Origin of the sequence: Endozoicomonas sp. ALD040, assembly GCF_049275945.1 — a bacterium.
Classification (GTDB): domain Bacteria; phylum Pseudomonadota; class Gammaproteobacteria; order Pseudomonadales; family Endozoicomonadaceae; genus Endozoicomonas_A.
The window spans coordinates 4577482-4598674 of record NZ_CP184829.1; the positions used below are offsets into that span (position 1 = coordinate 4577482).

The window sequence follows — 21193 nt, forward strand, 5'->3', positions numbered from 1 at the left end:
CCTTTCGGCTCATCATCCTGTCAGTCAGGAGCTATTTTAAATATTGCACTTGCGTTTAATGAAATTGAATGGGTGCGATTTACTGGATCCAAAGGTGGCAGAAATGCTGCTGTATATGTTTTTACACATTGATCAATGTCAGGGTTTACTATTTTTTCCTGAATTCTGGTTTTTAAACCAAATATATAATAAGGCCCAGCATTAAATACCGTTCGTTTAACCGGCCATGCACTCACTACATGTTCAGGTGGTATGCGTGTCGTGATTACTTCTTCAGCAGATTTGATAGAAGTAGTGCGTAGCCCAGGTCCCTTCAGATCTGCAGCTGTTTTGCACATGTCGATACCGGTATTGACATAACACTGATAAACATAGGTGCTGTCTTCCTCTCCAGGCTCAGGAATGTAAAGCACAGGCGAGTCAGGCTGATTCTGCGATAAAAACATTGGGAACCAGGTTGCAACTGCGATGTTGCGGCTAGTGCAGATGATCTTGTTTGCTGAGTCATTCACCAATTGGTAGTTACTAAAGATTGGTTGATACGCTAGTTTATGGCCACTTAATTTTGTACTGAGCAGAGCTTCAAGGAAATCATTATCGTTAATAGAGTCCGAATCATCTGATTTTCGATTAAATCCCGTTTTGAAAATGGTTTCCGGAGGCCTCGAATCGCCCCTATATACCACTCCAATATGGGATGGTGTTTTCAGAGTAGGAGTAAACCTGAATTGACCCTTATGTTGCCAGAATGGATTATGACTGAAGGATCCATTTTTAGATTCTGGCAGGTAGGTTTTTCCTGGATATGCAGCAACTTCCCGGGCAAAGGCTTTGACTGTTTCAGTTGTTGCAGTTTGCCAGTCTGCAGGAGAGCTGGGTGGGTTGGTCTTAATTGTGTTACTGATGTGCATGGTTACACCTCCATTGGTCAATGAATATTGGCAGAACTGGATTTCCTGATTGCTCTTTCATCAGATGGAGTGTGAGCTAGCATAGCTTGCAAAATTCCAGAGGTTAATTGCATGTGCCTCCGAGTCTGATAATAGAGTTAAGTTTATTACTTGTTTGATCGTTCAACTATAAATAAGTTCCATTAATTTTCTTTTCAGAGCCGGATAACTCTCCTCCATGAGTATTTTGCTTTCAAACCTGCGGTAAGGCATCAGACTTCTGGCCGAATTTACTGTTCTTGTCGAACATGCTGTCTTTCACTCTCAGCAGCGTTGTTTCAAAACACGACCGGTGGACAACCAAAGGTCGAACTCTTCGTCCGAAGCGTCATGGGGTGGTTCGTAGGGCAGGGCAAAAATCCAGGCTTTGCCATCGGGCTTGCCATAGAAGTCGAAGTCACTGCCCGCTTTGGCATAAGGGTCAGAGCCTTCCTTGAAACGCCAGAGGGTTTCCTGATCATCCACTACAGGCCAGCGCAAGCCTCGCTCCTGGTGATAACGCTCAAAGTCCGCCAGATCGTGAGCTTTGCCACGACCGAAGGTGGCGTATTCTTCAAACAGACCCTTCTGGGCATAAAAACCCAAAGCTCGGGCGTCGTCGTTCAATCGGTCTTCAGGAATCTCATCCAGTTTGAACCGGTCAACCTGTCCGTTGGCATACAGAACATCAAACAGGGTCTTGCCACGATATTGTGGGTGCTTTGCCAACAGGGCGTCTGACCAGACTTCCTCAACCTTGAAACGCCTGGAGAATTCCATCAGCTGCCACAGGTCGGATTTGGCTTCGGCAGGAGCTTTTACCTGCTGATACCAGAACTGGGTACGACGTTCTGCGTTTCCGTAAGCACCTTCTTTCTCGACCCACATGGCGGTTGGCAGAATCAGATCGGCAATTTGTCCGGTCAGGGTTGGGTAAGGGTCAGAAACCACGATGAAATTGTCAGGATTTCTGTAGCCGGGCAGTGTTTCATGGTTCAGGTTCGGAGCTGTCTGGGCGTTGTTGTTGCACATGACCCAATAAGCATTGAGTTTGCCGTCTTTGAGCATCCGGTTTTGCAATACGGCGTGGAAACCCGGTTTGGCAGGAAGGGTGCCTTCAGGCAGTTTCCAGATTTTCTCGGCTTAGTCTCTATGGGCTTTGTTAACTACGACCATGTCCGCAGGCAGACGATGAGCAAAAGTACCGACTTCTCTGGCGGTACCGCAGGCAGATGGCTGGCCGGTCAGAGAGAATGGACTGTTACCCGGCTGGGAAATCTTTCCGGTCAGCAGGTGCAGGTTGTAGATGATGTTGTTCATCCAGACACCACGGGTATGCTGGTTTACGCCCATGGTCCAGAGGGACATCACCCTGGTGTCGGGGTCAGCATAGAGTTTCGCCAGCTCTTCCAGCTGTGTTTCGGAGACGCCAGACAGTTTTGAGACTTTTTCAGCCGTGTATTCGCTGACAAACTCTGCAAAGCCATCAAAGTCGAGAGGTGTTGTGCCGCCATTTCCCGGGTTTTTGGCTTTCTTTTCCAGCTCGTGATCCGGGCGCAGGCCATAGCCAATATCCGTTACACCTTTGCGGAAAACGGTATGCTTCTTAACAAAGTCCTGGTTGACCTTGCCGTTCTGGATGATGTAGTTGGCGATGTAGTTACAAATAGCCAGGTCAGACTGAGGGTTGAAGATGATGGGCTGGTCGGCCAGTTCAAAGGAGCGGTGCTTAAAAGTGGACATTACCGCTACTTTGACATGGGGGTTGGATAGACGACGGTCAACCAGCCTTGACCAGAGTACCGGGTGCATCTCGGCCATGTTGGAGCCCCAGAGTACAAACGCATCGGCATGTTCAAAGTCGTCATAACAACCCATGGGCTCATCAATACCAAAGGTACGCATAAAGCCTACCACCGCAGAAGCCATGCAGTGTCGTGCATTAGGATCGATGTGGTTGGAACGGAAACCGGCTTTCATTAGCTTGGAGGCTGCGTAACCTTCCCAGACAGTCCATTGACCAGAGCCGAACATGCCCACGGGGGGCATCTCATCGGAATTACGGGTTTTGGCTATGGCCGCCTTCCATTTTTCCGCCATGATATCGAACGCCTGATCCCAGGAGATCGGAGTGAAGTCACCATTTTTGTCGAATTTGCCGTTTTTCATTCTCAGCAGCGGTGTTTCAAGACGATCCTTGCCGTACATGATTTTCGACAGGAAGTAACCTTTGATGCAGTTCAGGCCTTTGTTCACAGGTGCCTGAGGGTCCGCCTGAGTGGCTACTACACGACCATGCTGTGTGCCCACCAGTACCGAGCAGCCAGTACCACAGAACCTGCAGGGGGGGCGGGCAGGCGGCTCAATGGGTGCTGAAACCGTTTTTCCAGTCAAGAATCCACGGCGATCAAGATCTAATTTTTGACTCACGATGCTGTGACTCTAGTGTTGTACGACTTTTCTGGCATGGAATCCGGGTTGAAGTTTCAAGCTTTACGGAAGCGTATTTTAATAAGGATGGACGTACAAAAAAGCCCTTTTAGATGTTGTGTAAGCAAGACGTAAATCTGGCATACCCCTTAGGAGGTAGTGGTTCTGCGAAGGCTTGATAAAGCGTTGGCTTAGCAATGCGGTACGGATTTTTGTAACCTCTGTTTTCAGCAGCAAGCGGTTATTTAGGGGTACTCAATGTCAGTGCTACCCGACCACAGGGCAGGAGGATAGGGCCATACTTAGCGATGGCTGAAGCAGACAAAGTGGTGTTAATGATGAGTAAGTGTCAGCTGTTTTTTTTGATTTGTCTCGGTTTTGTTAATGTTGGTTATGCGGGCTCACAATTAAACGAAGGTGATTGCGTAAGTCTATATACTCCTTCGGGTACATTTTGGGACTATACCTCCGGCAGTGATCCAAGCAGTGCTCTCGGGGCTCAATGTACTCTTCTGTATACGTGGGGTGACCAGGGCTGTCCTGCTGGTAAGCATTATCGGTGTTGTCTCACCATAGCTGGAGCGAACAAAACTTCAGATACAGATTATCTCGGTGGTGTGAATACCTATAAAGCAGGCTGGTTAGTTTATAAACAGTATTCAACCAAAGCTGAGCTCTTCCATGACGTTAATAGTGGTGAGCTCAAGAGAGTCTATCAAAAATGTTTAACTGAATAATTTCTCTGGCAGGGTATTCGCATACATTGTCGTATATGAGTCATTATTTGAGTATGAAAAATCACTAAATCGACATACTGAGCAATCCCTTACTCCATAGGAATAAAGGGATTGGAAGGTTTTGTGGCCTTCCGGAATTTGTGACTGAGAGACAGCTGAACGGGTAGGGCTATACTTGGTACCCGGCAGAAAAGGAAATGGTGGAAACGATGAAGAAGTACGAGCTGCTTTTTTTGTTTTGCATTGGCTTTATCAATGTAAGCTACGCTGGTTCACAAATCACCAATGGTGACTGTCAGTCTCTATACACTCCATCAGATACATATTGGAGTTTTACTCCTGAAAATCAATATACTGACTCAGGGGCTCAATGCACTCTTTTACAAGCGTACGATGTGTCTTGTCCTATTGGGAAGCATAATTCTTGTTGCCTGATTATTGCCGGAGACAATAACACGCCAGATACAGCTTATTACGGCGGTGTTAGTATTCTTCTTAGCGGAAGATGGCTAGTGTATAAAGATTACCTGACCAAAGCTGAACTCTTCCAGAGCGTCAGCAAAGGCGAGCTTAGAAAAGCCTACGAAAAATGTATGAGTCAATAATAGACCTGAGAGGCTGTCCGGTATGTATTGTTGTAGCCTCTGTTTTTATTGTTAGCCTGTTTTAAGATTAATCAAGGGTTTACAGCAACCACCTTCTCCAGAGTTCTATACTCTGCTTGAGCTGACGTACATGAAATGGTGGTAACACTATGAGGAAATATCAACTACTGCTGCTTGTTGTCGTTTATCTTGGTTTTATGAGTACCAGTTATGCCGTCGGTCGACAACTGGAAGAACGTGATTGTCACTATCTATACACTCCTCATAAGGATAAATGGTACGCTTGGTATTTTGCACCCGACAGTGATCCAACGGCTGCCACCGGGAATCAATGTAATCTTTTCGATGTCAATGGCTATTGTCCTACTGGCAAGCGTTATCACTGTTGCATGGGTGTTGGTGGACTGAGTAAAGCTCAGGATACAAATTATTTCGCTGGTGTCAGCATACTTAGCAAAGACTGGCTGCTGTATAAAGTTTACTCAACATTAGGCGATGTCTTTCAGGGCGTTGGTGGTGAGATTAGAGAAGCCTTTGAAAAATGCATGAATCTTGAATAATTAATGGCTATGAGAGGGTATCTGATAAGCACTTGTCTCAATTCCCAAATTTTTCCCCGCTCCTGCGGCAGTGGCGTCTGCGGCACTGGTTCTGATAAAGTCGTGACGACTTTGTGTCATGGCTCTCTTCCCGGGTCTAAATCTTTTCTCAGAGCTGTCTGACAGCTCTGAGTGTCGAGTCTTTATTTAAGGTGCATGTTGTTGAAGCCCATTCGGTTCAAGGCGCTGGCCGCTATTATTACCATCTGTTTTTTGGGCTTGCTCAGTGTCAGTGGTTCGTTGTGGTTTGCAGCGACCACAGAGAGTGATGCCGCCGCTATCAACCTTGCCGGATCATTGAGAATGCAGGCATGGCGTCTGGTAGACCGGGTCAACTCTGAGGAGACCAGCGACAACGGATTGAGCCAGTTAATCAAGATCTATGACAGCAGCCTTGACAGTCCTACTTTGAGGCATTTGGCTGACAGAACCGATATTGTTGGCCGTCGTTATCAGGCTCTGGTCAGTGAATGGCACAGTGAGATGCGACCTTTATTGCGAGATAAAGTCGGATGGCGAGAGTTTGCGGATAAGGTTCCCGGTTTTGTTGATCGTCTGAACGATCTGGTGACCTCATTACAGTTGCATACCGAGCGAAAACTGCAGTGGCTGATGATACTGGCGATTTTTTCACTTTGTTCCATTCTGGCCATTGGGGCTTTGACGATACGTTACATCCAATTGAACCTGATCAAGCCGGTTGAACAGCTCAGTTATGCGGCAAAGAAGGTCCGTCTTGGTAAGTTTAACCACCTGCGTCTCAATTATAAGAATGCCAATGAAATGGGGCAGCTCACAGAGACTTTCTCTGCCATGGCCGACAGCCTCTCGCTTCTTTACAGTGATCTCGAGGCCCAGGTATCAGGGAAGACTCGATCACTGGAACATTCAAACACGGCTTTGCAACTATTCTATGAAACGTCCCGGACGTTGGGCATGACCCCCTACGACGAAGATCAACTGGCGTTGTTGCTGGAACGCTGGAAGCGGCTGCTCGGACTTAAAAGTGCCTGCGTCTGTTTGACTGGCAATGCCGGGAGCATGAAATTACAGCGGATTTTTCCGCAAAGCGAGGCTTTTAATGATGTCTGCAACACGGGTCGGTGTGAAGGCTGTATTCGAGAACCCTCATCGGATGTCCAGTTTTCACTGAGCCAGAATGATGAGGGTTATGGTTATCTGCAAATCTCTCTGCAAGAAGGGCAGTCATTGACCGAAGAGAGCAGGCAGTGGTTGAGAACGTTTGGCGATATTGTTTCTGCCTCACTGTATCGCAGTGGCTACCAGACTCAGGAGAAGCAATTGCTTTTGATGGAAGAGCGAGCCGTCATAGCCAGGGAGTTACATGATTCTCTGGCTCAGGCATTGTCTTACCAGAAAATTCAGGTCACTCGATTGAGGAAGGTTCTAAAGCGGATGGGAGCGGAAGAATCCGTCGACTCAATTGTCGAAGAAATTCGTGAAGGCATTAACAGTGCCTATCGCCAGCTGCGGCCATGGGAAAACTGGCAGTGGATGCCCGGCTGGCAGAAGTGCTGGCTTCTGTTCTCAGGCCTGATAGCAGCGAGACCAGCAAGATTGATCTGCTGACACCTAAAGAGAGGGAGGTTCTCCAGTTTATTGCGGAAGGGGATGCCAATAAGGTGATTGCCCGGAAAATGGACATCAGTGAAGGCACTGTCAAGGTTCACGTCAAACGTATGCTTCGAAAACTGAACTTTCGTTCGCGGGTTGAGGCTGCGGTCTGGTGGGTGAACAGCCGTGACCGTTGATGCCCCTTGTGAACGAGAGTGTTGGGCTGAATCGAGTCAGGTCAATGTCAGCGAATTTACCCAATCTAGATAGTTAATTACTTCGGAACGAACGTCTTTTTCGATATAATCCTGCCCGAGTTTATGGCTGTTAGAGTGTTTTTTGAACAGCTACCAGGCGTCAATCGTAAACTGCTATGAAATTTCAGCCGTATAAGGGGGTAGAGGCTTCAGGTCTCTGAATCACTCAATTGACTGACAGACTGTAGGGAAAACGACTTGCTCGAAGTGGCTAAGCTGGGGTGTGAACGAGACGATCGTGTTCTTTTTTCAAACCTCTCCATTCAACTGTTTCCCGGTGAACTGCTACAGATAGAAGGCTGTAACGGAGCGGGTAAAACCACGCTTTTGAGAGTGCTGGCAGGCCTCTGTGGTGATTATCGTGGCCAGGTGATCTGGCAAGGGCAGAAGCTTTCCAGCGTTTATGCAGACTTTCGGCTGTCAACCTTTTATTTTGGTCACAAACCTGCCGTTAAAACCGAACTCACTCCAATAGAAAATATTCTCTGGCGCTCAAACCTTCGTAACGAACGTTACCCGGAGCCTTGGGTTGTTTCTGCGCTGGAGCAAGTGAACCTTGCTGGCTATGAAGAAGTTCCCTGCGGGCAACTTTCTGCAGGGCAGCACAGACGGGTGGCTCTGGCAGACCTTTCACTTTCAACCGTGCCGCTCTGGATTCTCGATGAGCCCTTTACGGCTATTGATGTCGATGGCGTGGCCTGGCTTGAGCAATTGCTGGCCCGGCACATTGAAAAAAATGGCGCTGTGGTGATGACCAGCCACCAGAGCCTGTCAAAGCTGTCTGACCGGGTCAGAAAGCTTCGTCTGGAGGCCTATGCAACTTCCGATGAAGAGACCGGTCATGAAGAGTCGGGGGCCTGGTTATGAGTGACACTTCATTGCAGGGCAGCAGCTCATTACAGGGCGGTCGGGCGTTTCTGGGGTTGGTTAAACGAGATCTGATCCTGGCCTTTCGGACACCGGGACAGACCCTGAATCCTGTGGCATTTTATCTGATGGTCGCCAGTCTTTTTCCTCTGGGTATCGCCCCTGAAAAAGAACTTTTGTCTCAGTTAGCCGGTGGCATCGTCTGGATAGGCGCTCTGCTGGCGGTTCTTCTCTCCCTGGATTCCCTGTTCAGAAGTGACCAGGAAGACGGCTCACTGGATCAGCTATTGTTATCGCCGCACCCATTGCCTTTACTGGTGTTGGCTAAAATCTTTGCGCACTGGCTGACGACCGGCGTAGCACTGATAGTGATGGCCCCCTTACTGGCCTTGATGCTGCATTTACCGTCACAGGCTTTTCCTGCATTAATACTGAGTCTGCTGGTGGGTACACCCCTGATGAGTCTCGCTGGAGGTATTGGTGCAGCGTTGACAGTGCGTGTTCAGAGGGGAGGAATACTACTGACATTGCTGTCTTTACCTTTATATATTCCTGTTCTGATATTCGGGACAGGGGCTGTTCAGACGGCAGTTGAGGGTATGTCCTATTCAGGGCACTTGTTGTGGATGGCAGCATTGCTGATGTTTGGATTGTGTCTGGCGCCACTGGCGATAGCCGCATCACTGAGAATAGTTGCAGACTGAGCAACAGGAACCAGTCACGGTAGAGTAATAATGAACTGGACTTTTTTTCACAAACTGGGATCACCCAAATGGTTTTACGAGATCAGTGGCAAGTGGTTGCCCTGGTTGGCCATTCTGGCAGCCCTGTTGATGGCCACCGGCTTGATCTGGGGTCTGATGTTTGCGCCACCGGACTATCTGCAAGGCAATAGTTACCGGATCATATTTATCCACGTTCCTACCGCCTTTCTGGCTTCTGCTATCTACGTGATGATGGCCTGTGCTGGTGTTGTCACTCTGGTATGGAAAATGAAGCTGGCTGACATGGTACTGAAGTGCTGTGCACCCATCGGAGCTTCATTCTGCCTGATGGCTCTGGTAACCGGTGCTATCTGGGGTAAACCGACCTGGGGTACCTGGTGGGTTTGGGACGCCAGGCTGACCTCTATGTTGATTCTGCTGTTCCTCTACATGGGTGTCATCGCTCTTCGTGGTGCTATGAGGAACACCAATACTGCGGCAAAGGCCTGTGCCATTCTGACTCTGGTTGGGGTGATCAATATCCCGGTCATCAAATTTTCTGTCCAGTGGTGGAATACCCTTCATCAGGGCGCCACGCTCAAGTTGACTGAAAAGCCGTCCATGGCACCTGAGATGCTTTGGCCTCTGCTGATCAGTATTGCGGCTTTTTATCTGTTTTTTACCGTTGTCCTTATTCTCCGTTTGCGAACCGAAATACTGGACCGTGAGCGCCGAACCAAATGGGTTCACAAGACCGTATTGGCCAAACTGGAGAACTGAAAACTATGTATTTTGAAAGTCTGGCCAGTTTGATACGCATGGATGGTCACGGTGTCTTTGTTTGGGCGGCCTACGGCATTGGTCTGGTGATCATTGCCTACAACATAATTTCTCCGTTGCGGGCCAGAAAGCGGATCCTTTCCCAGGTTCTGCGTCAGGTGCGCAGCAGCCGGTCCAGAGACCGGAGCTTAACAGCGAACAGGCGCCAAAGCTTGACAGCTGACAGAAAGCAAAAAATGACAATAACCCGTCAGCGGGAAGACAGAGTCAATATTAAAGATCAGGGTGTCCGGGAGGGAGAAGTGGAATGAATCCAGTTCGCAAACAACGCTTATTATTAGTGCTTTTATTGGTGGCCGGCGTCGGTATTGCTGTGGCCCTTGCTCTGTTTGCCCTGAAGGAAAACATCAACCATTACTTTTCTCCAGCCCAGATGGCCAGAGGCGAAGCGCCCGTCGGTCAGAGGATCCGTGGTGGCGGTATCGTCGTTCCGGGTTCGGTCATACGTGATCCGAACAGCCTGAAAGCCAGATTCCGAATCAGTGATGGCGATGGCGAAGTGGAAGTGGAATATACCGGAATCCTGCCAGACCTTTTCAAAGAAGGTCAGGGCATTGTCGGAACCGGCAAACTGGATGAAAACCGTCGTTTTGTAGCCGAGGAGCTGTTAGCCAAGCATGATGAAAACTATATGCCTCCGGAAGTACAGAAGGCCATCGACAAAGCTCATGGTTCGAAGTCAGGCAATCCGTCAGATAAGCCTGATGGCGCCCCGTCATACCCACAGGAGAGTCAACAGCCCCTTGAGAGCCTTCACTCTCAGGCATCGGAGAGCAAGTAATGAATCCTGAACTGGGGCTGTTTGCCCTGATACTGGCAACCTGTCTGGCTCTGCTGCAAAGTATTATCCCACTGGCAGGTAGCTACAATGGCCGACTGAACTGGATGGCTACCGGTAAAACGCTGGCAACAGGTCAGTTTGTTTTTGTCCTGTTGTCGTTCATGTGTCTGGTAGTTGCTTTTCTTTCGGATGACTTTTCGGTTCAGTACGTAGCCAGCAACTCCAACTCCCTGTTGCCTGTTTACTACAAGGTCACTGCCGTCTGGGGTGGCCATGAAGGTTCTCTGTTGCTCTGGGTTCTGACCCTGACCGGTTGGGGACAGGCGGTTGCTCTGCGCAGTAATAAACTGCCTCCGGAACTGTCTGCAAGAGTGTTATCGGTCATGGGTATGATCAGCGTTGGCTTTATGCTGTTTATCCTGCTGACCTCAAACCCGTTCGCCCGTATTCTGCCATTTCCTCCTGCCGACGGTTCTGATCTGAACCCGCTGCTGCAGGATCTGGGTATGATTGTGCATCCGCCCATGTTGTATATGGGCTATGTTGGTTTTGCGGTCGCTTTTGCCTTTGCTATTGCGGCATTGCTCGGTGGCCAGCTGGACAGCGCCTGGGCACGCTGGGCTCGCCCCTGGACAACTGTGGCATGGTGTTTCCTGACAGCAGGTATTTCCCTCGGTAGCTGGTGGGCCTATTACGAGCTGGGCTGGGGTGGCTGGTGGTTCTGGGACCCTGTGGAAAATGCTTCCCTGATGCCCTGGCTGACGGGTACGGCACTGATTCACTCTTTGGCAGTGACTGAAAAACGCGGGCTGTTCAAGAGCTGGACACTGCTGCTGGCGATCACCACATTTTCCCTGAGTCTGTTCGGTACTTTCCTGGTTCGTTCCGGTGTGCTGACCTCGGTTCACGCCTTTGCCAACGATCCTGAGCGTGGTCTCTTTATTCTGGGCTATCTGCTGGTGGTGGTGGGTGCTTCCCTGACCCTATTTGCATTCAGGGCACCGGAAGTGAGAAGTAAAATCAGTTTCTCCCTGCTTTCCCGTGAAACCCTGCTGTTGCTGAATAACATTATTCTGGTGACCAGCTGCGCCACGGTACTGCTGGGTACTATGTTCCCACTGCTGCTGGATGCCTTGGATCTGGGCATGATTTCTGTAGGCCCTCCCTACTTTAATCTGCTGTTTGTTCCTCTCGCCATGCTGCTGGCTGCCTGTCTGGGTATCGGTATTCTGCTGAACTGGAAAAAAGGCTCCGTCAGCTGGCTGAAACAGCAGGTGCGCTGGATTCTTATTGTCTCTGTGATCGGCGGTGTCGCATTCAGCTTCCTGTACGGAGATCGCTTCCGGGTGAGTGAAGCGCTGGCGATTGGGCTTGTCCTCTGGATGGTACTCACCATTGGCAAGGATATACGTAATAAAACCCGTAATACCGGTCTGCTGAGAGGGCTGACAAAGCTCAAGCCAGCCTACTATGGCATGCAACTGGCACACCTGGGTCTGGCGGTTACCTTTATTGGTGTGGCACTGACGTCTGGTTACAGTGTTCAAAAAGATCTGCGAATGAGCCCGGGTGACTCTGCCCAGGTTGGCGAATACGTCTTTCGGTTTGATGGTGTGAGTCAGCGTCAGGGGCCTAACTATGTAGCGGACTACGGCACTATAAGCGTCTTTGAGGATGAGAGGAAAATAGCCGTCCTCGAACCGGAAAAGCGTGTTTATACCGTGCAGAACATGCCAATGACTGATGCAGATATTGATCCGGGCTTAACCCGTGATCTCTATGTTGCCCTGGGTGAGCCGCTTGGCGGCGATAGTTGGGCAGTCCGTCTCCACGTTAAGCCTTATGTTCGTTTCATCTGGCTGGGTTCCATCTTTATGGCTCTGGGTGGTTTGCTGGCGATTTCTGACAAGCGATATCGTGTCCGTCTCAAGAACAGGAAAGAGGCTTTACTGGGTAACAAAAAGCCCGCCGGGGATTCAGATAAGGATGCAGCCATCACGACAGGAGGTCAGGCGTGAAGCGCTGGAAACTATTTCTCCCATTAGGTTTCTTTCTGACGTTCAGTGTGCTGCTTTATATCGGTTTGTTCATGGAAGATAAAAGTGAACTGCCTTCTATGCTGCTGGATAAACCTGTTCCGGAATTCAGCCTCGAAAAACTGAAGCAGCCTGAAGAGAGCGTTACCGAAGCAGCCTTGAAAGGCAAGGTTCTGCTACTCAATGTCTGGGGTTCGTGGTGTCCGGCCTGTAAGGTTGAGCACCCTTACCTGATAAAGCTTGCCCGGGAAGGCATCAATATTGTAGGCCTCAACTACAAAGATGAGCGTCAGGATGCTCTGGAGTGGCTGGATCGCCTCGAAGATCCTTACCTTTTTAACATTGTTGATAAGGATGGCAGGCTGGGTCTGGACCTGGGTGTTTATGGCGCACCGGAAACCTTTCTGATCGACAAAAAGGGTGTGATTCGTCACAAACACATCGGGATCATTGATGACCGGGTCTGGAAGGAAGATCTCAAGCCTCGTTACGACGCTCTGCAGAAGGAGTTAGTACAATGACTCTCGACTATTTGTTCAGGCACTCATCGCTGCTGAAATCTGCGAGTGTTGTTCTTTCTTTCAGGCTCATACTGGCGCTGTCTGTCGCAGTGGTGGTCAGCACGGGCGCCTATGCCGGGGTTATTGATAACTATCAGTTTGATTCTCTCCGGCAGCAGGAGCAGTTTTTCCGTCTGAACGAAGAACTGCGCTGCCCTCAATGTCAGAATCAGTCTATTGCCGATTCCAATGCGCCTATTGCTCAGGATCTGCGTCGTGAAGTTCACCGTATGATTGTTGAAGAGAAGGCCGATGATGACACCGTTATCCAGTTTATGCTGGATCGGTACGGTGACTTTGTACTCTACAAGCCCCGAATGGATGCCCGCACCATCGCCCTCTGGTTTGGTCCTCTGATTCTGCTGTTGCTGGGCATTTTCATACTGTTCAGAATCCTGAAACAGCATCGTCCCGGGATCGAAGATGAAACGCTGGACGAGCAGGACAAAGCCGTGCTGGAAAAGATACTGGGTGGTAAAGATAAATGACGCAGTTCTGGATAATCGCTTCCATTTTAACTCTCATGGGTATGGCTCTCGTCGTTACGCCACTGTGGTTCCGCAGTCGACCTGGTGCGGATCAGGGTGTTTCCGACAAGGCTTCCAATATTGCTTATTTCAAAGAGCAGGAAGCCGAACTGAAAAAGCAGCTGGATCAGGGTTTGCTGACACCGGAAGATGCTGAACAGATTCGCACTGAGCTGGAAAAGAAGCTGCTGGAGGATGTGGCTGATAAGAAAGAGAAGCTCAGTTACACCGGCAGTAGTAACAAAAGCCTGGCTCTGTTTCTGGCCTTCCTGATTCCAGCCATGGCTGTGCCCGTTTACCTTTACCTCGGTTCACAGACAGAACTGTCTGTCGTTGAGATGATGAACCGGGATGTGTCCCATGAAGAGATGATCTCTACCCTGGAAGCCTGGAGTGACAAACGACCTGATAATGCTCAGGCCTGGTATATGCTGGCAGGTCGTTACATGGCCAGGGGTGAGGTTAATAAGGCGATTGACGCTTATAAGAAGCTGTACACCGTCACCGAAGGCAGTCCTCAGGCGTCGGCCCAACTGGCTCAGGTGCTGTTCCTGGCGAACCGCAACCAGATCAATGGCGAGGTGCGTGGCCTCTATCAGGATGCACTCAGCAAGGATGAAAGCAACACCACGGCATTAGGGCTCAAGGGTATTGATGCTTTTGAGCAGGAAGACTACCAGCAGGCAGTTCAGGCCTGGACCAAAGCCCTCTCTTTTGAAGATGATATGGCTGCCCGACAGTCCTTGTCTGCCGGTATTACCAAAGCACGCAAACTAATGGGTGAAACGGTTGCAGAATTGCGGATCAATGTCGAATTGGCTCCTGAGCTTAGTAATCTTCCGGGTAAAGCCAGAGTCATTGTTTTTGCCCGTGAGAGCGGTGCCAAAAAGCCCCCTATTGCTGCTATTCCTCTGCAGGTCAGTGACCTTCCCAAAGAGGTAATACTGGATGATAATGCCGCCATGATGATGGGCTCAGTCAGCCTGTCGGATACAGAAAGTCTGGATGTGGTGGCTCGTGTTACACTTTCAGGCGATGTGGCTCAGGCTGATTATCAGGCTGAGGTCCGTGATGTAAAAATCAAGGATAACGGCGTTATTCAGCTGCGAATCGCACCTGCCAGCTGATCTTGCTGCCCTTCTAAATTCTTTAAATTTGCTGCCTCGTTGACTGACCGGGCAGCGTTATTTTTTCTTCCTGTACACCTCGTTCCATTTCCGCCTCTTCATGCCTGTTTACTGTGATTCAGTCTACGATGACCGGCTCAATGTTGGGAAAGGTCATTTTCCAGGAGGGCATGGTCTGCGGTCCGGGAGAGGGCTGATACTCCATCCGTCGGTCATGTTTCATCCTGTATTGGTTGTGATTAATTCGGTTCTGGCGGCTGATGCCAGATTCTTCCTCAGTCAATACCGGAGCGGGGCGCTGGTCGTTATGGAAGCTATCATCCTGAACCATTGGCTCGGTGACGCAGCCTGATAAAAGGCTGCACAGTATGATTGTTGTTGTCGGTAAGAGCAGTAGTTTTGTCATAGTGAGTGTTTTCCTGTCTTGTATTTATTAAGAGTGATAAGGAATTATAGACGTTGTTATCAAAGGGGCAGGTTCAGTGTTAAATCAGGGGTTGATCTCAAAAAAAATAAGACACCCATAAAAAAAGAAAAATAAGACACCCATAAAAAATAAAACACCCATTGAATAAAAAGAAAAAAATAAGACACCCATAAAAAATAAAACACCCATTGAATAAAACATTTAAAAACTGTATCCCCAAAAAAGGATCTGAAAACCTATCTTCGAATAGCTTATCACCGAGCCACACAACAGGATTCGACGAACAGAGGCTGCTCAAGCCATGATTCAGACAACACAAAACTATTCCGACTTAAAGTCGAGGAAAGATAAAGAGAAAGTGTTTAATTCCTTAACTGACTTCTACGCTAACCTGTCAGGTACAAACGACTGCAGGCGTTTAACCCTCGAAGCCACTTCTGTCCAACTTCAAGTGCAAAGGCCTTCATCGCTTCCAGACGGCCAACTGCCCGATAAAAACGATTATTCCATTGCATGGTTTTCAGCCACTCATCCGGATCAATGTCCAATCTTTCAAGAATAGGAGGGGTACACGACGGGATGGAACCTTTCTTATCTGTCCTGACAACGCGGCTACTCCAGTCAACCAGTTCCAGATAGTCGTGAAGAAGGTAGGGAAGGGCAACGTCCGTATCCTGTCCTTGTAAACAGAAAGGTTTCAGGGTCAGCGGCTGCCTTTTGGTTTCAGAATGTTCAATCTGCTCCACACGTTCCTGAATCGACGTGTAGTCTGATTCTTCCGGTGTTTCTACCTTTCCAGCCCGAATCGGATTCAAGTCAACGTAGGTCATGCAGGTCAGTAACGCTGCTTCGTCCAGCAATGCCTGGCTTTTAAAGCGTCCTTCCCAGAAGCGTCCTTTACACTGGTCTTCTTTATTGGCCTCACGAGCAAGATGTTCATTCAGGCAGCGCATAAACCAGCTGATATCCATTAAACGACGTCGGTATTCCTCAGCATATTCATCGATACGGGCCAACTCAGCGCTGCCCAGTTTGTCAGCGGCCAGATGCCTTTGCACCAGAAGCGGGCCTGCGAACAAGGTCGTCCAACGGTGAAGCACTTCATTCCGTGACCAGCCTCTGGCAGATGACTGATTGATGTGCAAAACCACATGATAATGATTCGACATGACAGCGTAAGCGCAGACTTCGATAGCAAAGACAGAAACCAGTTCCCGGAGTTTATCCACCACCCACTGGCGGCGATGCTCGTAATTCTTGCCAGTCAGGTGGTTCTCTCCACAGAGGTAAGCCTGACGAACACATCTTGCCATGCAGTGGTAATAAGGCGTTGAGCCGGGGTCAATCAGGGTATTGCGAGCTTGGGCCATGAACTCACCTGTCTGGGAAAAAAATCAATCGTAGGTGAAAAGTAGACCAGGTGGATGGTAAAGCAAATTTATGGGTGTCTTTTTTTTTTGTTTTTTTTTTTTTTGTTTTTTTTGGGGTGTCTTTTTTTTTGGGGGGGGGCTTTTTTTTCTTTTTTCAGTGGGTGTTTTCCTGTTCCTGTTTCCCTTGGCTGGCATCAATCCCGTATTAGCTTTAATGCGTTGGTTACGGAACCAAATTAATTAACTGCTGTCAAAATGTATGATCAAATTCTGTGGTGCTAAGGTCTGCCCAGAGAATTCACTATCAAGCTGGCATTTAATGGTTTGCAGATCCCGCAGATGACTTGTCCGCACTTTAACTGAAAAAACTTTCATGTAGGAATTAATCATGATAAATCCAAACTCCACTAAGCCAGTTGATCATTCTCAAAATAGCCAACCTGCTGAAGCAGGTAATAGCTGCCCTATATGCAAAATAGTGTTTGGCAGAGATGTGACCGTCACCGCTTGTTGTTCGAAAAAAATTGATACAGCCTATTTGCTACAGGCGCTTCAAGCTACTCCACTGGAGGTAAGGCTAAGATGCCCATTGTGCAACGCCGGGCAGCTTGATTCAGCGCAATCAGAACCTTTCTCAGTCAGCGTCGGGACGCAACGGAACATACCAGGTTCGCTTAACGAGCCTCTGGGTGCCTGTTCCTCACAATCGGCCTCTGGTAATTTTTCCGCTACCCAAAAAGCAGAGACAACAACAAGTCATGAAAGACAGATGGATACCCTGCCTCCTCGGGAACTTCAACAAGACAGTGTTCAGGGCACCAGGGCAAGCCTGACGGAAGACGATTATTGGGCACTGATTAGCAATCTGACAGAGGCTCTGAATAATGGGTTATGGGATAAGGCATATAACATTCAACGCGCTATTAAGGACACTGGGATAAAGCTGAAGCCCAATTACATCTGGGTGGAGCATGACGCTAAACTGGCACTGGGTAACATGCTCATAGAGGCCGTGGATACTGGGTTTTGGGAGAAGGCAGATCTTTTACAGCAGATTTTTAAGAGCACCGGGGCAACGCCGAGTTATGACGTCCAGGAGGCACTGGGTAACAGGCTGATAGAGGCTGTGAATAATGGGTTGTGGGATGAAGCAGATAGTTTGCGATGCATTATCCAGGGCACCGGGGCAAGGCCGAGCATCGACTTCCAGGAGGCACTGGGTAACAGGCTGATAGAGGCTGTGAATAATGGGTCGTGGGATGAAGCAGATAGTTTGCGATGCATTATCCAGGACACCGTGGTAAGGATGCCGAACAATTTCCAGGATGCACTGTGTAACAAGCTCATAGAGGCCGTGGATGATAAGTCCTGGGATAAAGCAGATATTTTACGGCAGATTATTAAGGGCACCAGGGCAATACCGCAGTTCGAACACGAGCGGGCTCTGGGTAATAAGCTGATGGACGCTGTGAATAATGGGTTGTGGGGTGAAGTATATAGCCTGCAACGCATTATCCAGGACACCGGGGCACGGCCGACGGGCAAAATTCTATGGTTAAGGCCGACGCAGGAAGCCGAGCGGGCACTGAGTAACATGCTGATAGAGGCTTTGAATAACGGGTCGTGGGATAACGCAGATCTTTTACAGCAGGTTATTAACGGCATCGGGGCAAGTCTGACGGACGCCGACGAACGGATACTGAGTAACAAGCTGACAGAGGCTGTGAATAATGGCTTGTGGGATGACACAGATAAAATTCAACGCATTTTCCAGGGTACCAGGGCAAGGCTGTCGGATGACGACCAGCAGGCACTGGCGAACAAACTGATGGAGGCTTTGAATAATGAGTCTTGGGATATCGCAGATCGTTTACAGCAGATTTTTAAAGGCACCTGGACAATACTGCCGAACGACGAAATGAAGGTATTGAGTCACAAACTGATAGAGGCTGTGAATAATGGATCGTGGGAAAACGCATATAATTTGCAAAGCATTATCCAGGGCACCATGACAAAGCTGACGGACGACGACCAGCGGGTACTGATTAACATGTTGATAGAGGCTGTGAATAATGGGTTATGGGAAAGAGCATTTAGTTTGCAAAGCATTATCCAGGGCACCGGGGCAAGGTTGATGGACGATGGCACCATGGTAAGGCTGACGGACGACGCCCAGCGGGCACTGAGTAACAAGATGATAGAGGCTGTGCAAAATGGGGCGTGGGATGACGCAAATAGTTTTCAAGGCATTATGCAGAGCACCGGGGCAAGGCTGATGGACGATGGCACCGTGGCAAGGCTGACGGACCACGATCAGCGGGTACTCAGTGACAAGCTGTTTGAGGCTGTGCTAAAGAGGTTGTGGGATAAGGCAAACAGTTTTCAAGGCATTATCCAGATCACCGGGGTAAGGCTGGCAGACGACGACCAGCGGGCACTGAGTGACATGCGGGTACAGGCTATGTATAACGATTCCTGGGATAGCGCAGATAGAATTCGATGCATTCTGGAGAGCATCGGAGCAAGGCCGATGGACGATGGCAAGGCTGATGCTCGGAGCTCAGCAGGCACTGAGTGACAAGCTGATAGAGGCCTTGGATAATGAGTCTTGGGATAAAGCAGATATTTTCCAGAAGATTATCAAGAGCAGCGGAGCAAGGACGGCGTACAAAGTTCGTGATCTACTGGAATTTAAGCTGTTACGAAGCTTGACGATTATTCAGCTAAGAGAAAAGTTTGGCAGAAATGTGACTGTCATTCGCTGTTGACGGTATAAAACTTAAACGGTTAGCTGCTGGTCGGGACAACGAAAAGCTTGAGGGATTATTAAGTTTCATAGTACTTATTTGGTGCTTAAGCCCTAAAAAGGAGTGAGTATTTTTTAAAGGAGTTTTAATTATGTTTCCTGCACAGTCAAGGATCTTTATTCCGGTTCGACCTTTACCATCAGTATCCCAAAATTCTATCAAAAAATTGGATGTCAAGAATGATAAGGGTGACACTGAGTTCAGTATTGATCTGGATGAAATGCATGCTCGGGCCAGCCAAGAGAGTTATCTGGTTTGGGCAGGAATTGTCAGCGATAAAGCTGATCAAATAAATCATTTTGAAATAACGGTGGCCAGGGGTGAGTCAGTTTTTCTGAAGTTTCAGCCAGTGTCAGGGTTTGATTGCAAGTTTCGTATGACTGCCATCAGGCACCGGGATGTGAAAATATTTCTGGTCAACGACTACACCGATAAGCGAGTGATAAAGGCTTCCAGGATAGTTGGCCAACATGGGCAAGATAAAATATTTGTTCTGGCTGATGAGGTGCCAGATTACGCTGAAAGATTACGAAGTTTTCACCCCTTGTTACCTTACATCCAAGGCGCTGACGTAAAGGAATTAATAAGCCTTCTGGCACTAAAGGGGTTTTATCTTAAAGATGGTTTTGTCCGCTGTAATGGCTGTGAATACCGTAAAACCTTGAAGGAGTTTACCGATTATATGGACTCCTCAGGGAGTTATCTGGCATCAATGAAATCAATGCTGGCTGTTCTTCAGACCATATTGGGCAAAAGCGATGTTGAACACGATGATGACAATTGTTATCTGGCCAAAACGGATAAGAAAACATTTCTCCGTGTCAGTTACCCGCTAGATCCCAAAGTCGATGGTGGGTACAGTGAACAGGGGCACTACCTTGTCTGCCAGGCTGGTCGCAAAAATTGCATCGAGTGCCCAAGCTATACCGAACGGTGGCCATACAAGAAACTGAAAGAAATTTATGCAGAGCATCCGCAAAAGAAGTACCGTGATCGTTTCCTCAATCACGATAGTCAATCTTTTCTGTTTACAACAACGGTTCCAAAATCGGCAATGTTGTCTCAGGATGATTTAATTTATGAGGCTTCGCAGATTAAAACCGATCTCGATGGGTTGCGACAGAAGTATAATGATTTTCAGCGCTTGGTGGATCAGTTATCGGATCATAATCCAGGGTTAGCCAAAGCATTAAATTTGCCTGCGATACAAAGCCTTTTATCCCCTGAAATTGGCATGCTTTTTTCCAGAATCATCTTCAAAATCGGTGAGAAATCGGCCAAAAACCTGTCGTGTCATGATAAACAGGGCTTGCGCCATTTGCTTGATCAATTGCTGACATTTATCGAACATCAAGGTGGTGATGTTGGCGATAAAGGCTTTAAGTGTCTCGGTATATACGCCGACGAAAACGATGCTAAAAAAGCTGCCTGCAGGGAATTTTCAGCACTGTCAGGGCAAAGCGAAATATCACCAATGCAGCAGCAGTGGCAGAAGCTAAAAACAGGGTTTGCCCAGGCTATTACCCCCACAATACTGAGCCCTTTGCTTAAGATACTCACTACCGACGGGATGGGTGATCACGTCATGAGTAAAATCTTTGGCATCAGTGTGGACCCTGTTTCACCGCCTTTGGTGCCAGCCCTTGCATCCCGGATGTCCGTGCGAAGACGCAAGGCATCGTGAGGGACCGCTCATGCATATTCGGGGTCAATTCCGCGAGGAGCCAAGGTCAGCAAGCGGGTCACTGAAAGGTGTCGCTCAGAAAATCAAAAAGGTTTTATTCTCTTTTCACTCGCCAGAGCAAATAGTAAAGAAGAACAAGATTTGGCGGTCCAGCAGTCATTGTTGATATGCAGTCCCGAACCATCGCTCAGTGACACAGCCTGCTAACAGGCTGCAAGCATTATTGTTGTGGATACGAGCGGTAGTTTCCTCATCGTGGTTGTTCTCCAGATCTTAAATGAGAGGGAGTTTGATGCTCTTCCACGGGCAGACCGAAATGGAACTTTCCTGA

19 protein-coding genes and 1 pseudogene are annotated in these 21193 nt (G+C 48.6%); 16 read left to right on the top strand and 4 right to left on the bottom strand.

Going from position 1 to position 21193, the window contains the following annotated elements; all coding sequences use genetic code 11:
* Positions 1–20 precede the first annotated feature (20 nt).
* Entirely contained in the window at positions 21–911 is an 891-nt protein-coding gene (locus ACOJUN_RS17230) for a hypothetical protein (protein WP_422133147.1), read from the bottom strand.
* 303 nt (positions 912–1214) lie between these two features.
* Positions 1215–3359 (bottom strand): annotated as a pseudogene (gene napA / locus ACOJUN_RS17235) (nitrate reductase catalytic subunit NapA).
* 308 nt (positions 3360–3667) lie between these two features.
* Between napA and ACOJUN_RS17240 the strand changes: the two are divergent.
* The 14 genes from ACOJUN_RS17240 to ccmI all read left to right on the top strand — a co-directional run bounded on the left by ACOJUN_RS17240 (position 3668) and on the right by ccmI (position 14574).
* Positions 3668–4096, top strand: coding sequence for a hypothetical protein (locus ACOJUN_RS17240; protein WP_422133148.1), 429 nt, complete (start codon positions 3668–3670; stop codon positions 4094–4096).
* A gap of 209 nt (positions 4097–4305) precedes the next feature.
* Positions 4306–4701, top strand: coding sequence for a hypothetical protein (locus ACOJUN_RS17245; RefSeq protein WP_422133149.1), 396 nt, complete (start codon positions 4306–4308; stop codon positions 4699–4701).
* 149 nt (positions 4702–4850) lie between these two features.
* On the top strand, positions 4851–5261 hold the full coding sequence (locus tag ACOJUN_RS17250; protein ID WP_422133150.1) for a hypothetical protein: 411 nt from the start codon (positions 4851–4853) through the stop codon (positions 5259–5261).
* Between the two features lie 201 nt (positions 5262–5462).
* A complete protein-coding gene (locus ACOJUN_RS17255) occupies positions 5463–6890 on the top strand; it encodes a histidine kinase (RefSeq protein WP_422133151.1) in 1428 nt (475 codons plus the stop codon).
* On the top strand, positions 6797–7072 hold the full coding sequence (locus ACOJUN_RS17260) for a LuxR C-terminal-related transcriptional regulator (protein ID WP_422133152.1): 276 nt from the start codon (positions 6797–6799) through the stop codon (positions 7070–7072). The genes ACOJUN_RS17255 and ACOJUN_RS17260 overlap by 94 nt, the downstream gene beginning before the upstream one ends.
* 258 nt (positions 7073–7330) lie before the next feature.
* Positions 7331–7999, top strand: a complete 669-nt coding sequence (ccmA, locus tag ACOJUN_RS17265; protein ID WP_422133153.1) for a cytochrome c biogenesis heme-transporting ATPase CcmA — start codon at positions 7331–7333, stop codon at positions 7997–7999.
* A complete protein-coding gene (ccmB, locus tag ACOJUN_RS17270; RefSeq protein ID WP_422133154.1) occupies positions 7996–8703 on the top strand; it encodes a heme exporter protein CcmB in 708 nt (235 codons plus the stop codon). The genes ccmA and ccmB overlap by 4 nt, the downstream gene beginning before the upstream one ends.
* A 30-nt stretch (positions 8704–8733) precedes the next feature.
* Positions 8734–9483, top strand: coding sequence for a heme ABC transporter permease (locus ACOJUN_RS17275; RefSeq protein ID WP_422133155.1), 750 nt, complete (start codon positions 8734–8736; stop codon positions 9481–9483).
* Positions 9484–9488: 5 nt separating this feature from the next.
* On the top strand, positions 9489–9794 hold the full coding sequence (ccmD, locus tag ACOJUN_RS17280; protein ID WP_422133156.1) for a heme exporter protein CcmD: 306 nt from the start codon (positions 9489–9491) through the stop codon (positions 9792–9794).
* Positions 9791–10324 carry a cytochrome c maturation protein CcmE gene (ccmE, locus tag ACOJUN_RS17285; protein WP_422133157.1) on the top strand — a complete coding sequence of 178 codons (534 nt, stop codon included), beginning with the start codon at positions 9791–9793 and terminating at the stop codon, positions 10322–10324. The genes ccmD and ccmE overlap by 4 nt, the downstream gene beginning before the upstream one ends.
* Positions 10324–12342 (top strand): heme lyase CcmF/NrfE family subunit, encoded by a 2019-nt coding sequence (locus ACOJUN_RS17290; RefSeq protein ID WP_422133158.1) that lies wholly within the window; start codon positions 10324–10326, stop codon positions 12340–12342. The genes ccmE and ACOJUN_RS17290 overlap by 1 nt, the downstream gene beginning before the upstream one ends.
* Positions 12339–12881 (top strand): DsbE family thiol:disulfide interchange protein, encoded by a 543-nt coding sequence (locus ACOJUN_RS17295; protein ID WP_422133159.1) that lies wholly within the window; start codon positions 12339–12341, stop codon positions 12879–12881. Before ACOJUN_RS17290 ends, ACOJUN_RS17295 begins: the two co-directional genes overlap by 4 nt.
* Positions 12878–13408 carry a cytochrome c-type biogenesis protein gene (locus ACOJUN_RS17300; protein ID WP_422133160.1) on the top strand — a complete coding sequence of 177 codons (531 nt, stop codon included), beginning with the start codon at positions 12878–12880 and terminating at the stop codon, positions 13406–13408. Before ACOJUN_RS17295 ends, ACOJUN_RS17300 begins: the two co-directional genes overlap by 4 nt.
* Complete coding sequence (gene ccmI / locus ACOJUN_RS17305) at positions 13405–14574, top strand: c-type cytochrome biogenesis protein CcmI (protein ID WP_422133161.1); 1170 nt, start codon at positions 13405–13407, stop codon at positions 14572–14574. Before ACOJUN_RS17300 ends, ccmI begins: the two co-directional genes overlap by 4 nt.
* Positions 14575–14692: 118 nt before the next feature.
* Here ccmI and ACOJUN_RS17310 read toward each other — a convergent pair whose 3' ends face one another.
* Both ACOJUN_RS17310 and ACOJUN_RS17315 read right to left on the bottom strand, forming a co-directional pair.
* Positions 14693–14980 carry a hypothetical protein gene (locus ACOJUN_RS17310; RefSeq protein ID WP_422133162.1) on the bottom strand — a complete coding sequence of 96 codons (288 nt, stop codon included), beginning with the start codon at positions 14978–14980 and terminating at the stop codon, positions 14693–14695.
* A 407-nt stretch (positions 14981–15387) separates the two neighbouring features.
* Positions 15388–16371: a transposase gene (locus ACOJUN_RS17315; RefSeq protein ID WP_422133163.1), complete on the bottom strand. Its 984-nt coding sequence runs from the start codon at positions 16369–16371 to the stop codon at positions 15388–15390.
* Between the two features lie 388 nt (positions 16372–16759).
* Here ACOJUN_RS17315 and ACOJUN_RS17320 point away from each other — a divergent pair, with 388 nt between their 5' ends.
* Both ACOJUN_RS17320 and ACOJUN_RS17325 read left to right on the top strand, forming a co-directional pair.
* Positions 16760–18949 carry a hypothetical protein gene (locus ACOJUN_RS17320; RefSeq protein ID WP_422133164.1) on the top strand — a complete coding sequence of 730 codons (2190 nt, stop codon included), beginning with the start codon at positions 16760–16762 and terminating at the stop codon, positions 18947–18949.
* Between the two features lie 320 nt (positions 18950–19269).
* Positions 19270–20862, top strand: coding sequence for a hypothetical protein (locus ACOJUN_RS17325; RefSeq protein ID WP_422133165.1), 1593 nt, complete (start codon positions 19270–19272; stop codon positions 20860–20862).
* Positions 20863–21193: the final 331 nt, after the last annotated feature.

Excerpts from the sequence above, each read along its gene's own strand:
- ACOJUN_RS17230 (WP_422133147.1), bottom strand. The coding sequence starts at position 911 with ATGCACATCAGTAACACAATTAAGACCAACCCACCCAGCTCTCCTGCA.
- ACOJUN_RS17240 (WP_422133148.1), top strand. The coding sequence starts at position 3,668 with ATGGCTGAAGCAGACAAAGTGGTGTTAATGATGAGTAAGTGTCAGCTG.
- ACOJUN_RS17245 (WP_422133149.1), top strand. The coding sequence starts at position 4,306 with ATGAAGAAGTACGAGCTGCTTTTTTTGTTTTGCATTGGCTTTATCAAT.
- ACOJUN_RS17250 (WP_422133150.1), top strand. The coding sequence starts at position 4,851 with ATGAGGAAATATCAACTACTGCTGCTTGTTGTCGTTTATCTTGGTTTT.
- ACOJUN_RS17260 (WP_422133152.1), top strand. The coding sequence starts at position 6,797 with ATGGGAAAACTGGCAGTGGATGCCCGGCTGGCAGAAGTGCTGGCTTCT.
- ccmB (WP_422133154.1), top strand. The coding sequence starts at position 7,996 with ATGAGTGACACTTCATTGCAGGGCAGCAGCTCATTACAGGGCGGTCGG.
- ACOJUN_RS17275 (WP_422133155.1), top strand. The coding sequence starts at position 8,734 with ATGAACTGGACTTTTTTTCACAAACTGGGATCACCCAAATGGTTTTAC.
- ccmD (WP_422133156.1), top strand. The coding sequence starts at position 9,489 with ATGTATTTTGAAAGTCTGGCCAGTTTGATACGCATGGATGGTCACGGT.
- ccmE (WP_422133157.1), top strand. The coding sequence starts at position 9,791 with ATGAATCCAGTTCGCAAACAACGCTTATTATTAGTGCTTTTATTGGTG.
- ACOJUN_RS17290 (WP_422133158.1), top strand. The coding sequence starts at position 10,324 with ATGAATCCTGAACTGGGGCTGTTTGCCCTGATACTGGCAACCTGTCTG.
- ACOJUN_RS17300 (WP_422133160.1), top strand. The coding sequence starts at position 12,878 with ATGACTCTCGACTATTTGTTCAGGCACTCATCGCTGCTGAAATCTGCG.
- ccmI (WP_422133161.1), top strand. The coding sequence starts at position 13,405 with ATGACGCAGTTCTGGATAATCGCTTCCATTTTAACTCTCATGGGTATG.
- ACOJUN_RS17310 (WP_422133162.1), bottom strand. The coding sequence starts at position 14,980 with ATGACAAAACTACTGCTCTTACCGACAACAACAATCATACTGTGCAGC.
- ACOJUN_RS17315 (WP_422133163.1), bottom strand. The coding sequence starts at position 16,371 with ATGGCCCAAGCTCGCAATACCCTGATTGACCCCGGCTCAACGCCTTAT.
- ACOJUN_RS17320 (WP_422133164.1), top strand. The coding sequence starts at position 16,760 with ATGATAAATCCAAACTCCACTAAGCCAGTTGATCATTCTCAAAATAGC.
- ACOJUN_RS17325 (WP_422133165.1), top strand. The coding sequence starts at position 19,270 with ATGTTTCCTGCACAGTCAAGGATCTTTATTCCGGTTCGACCTTTACCA.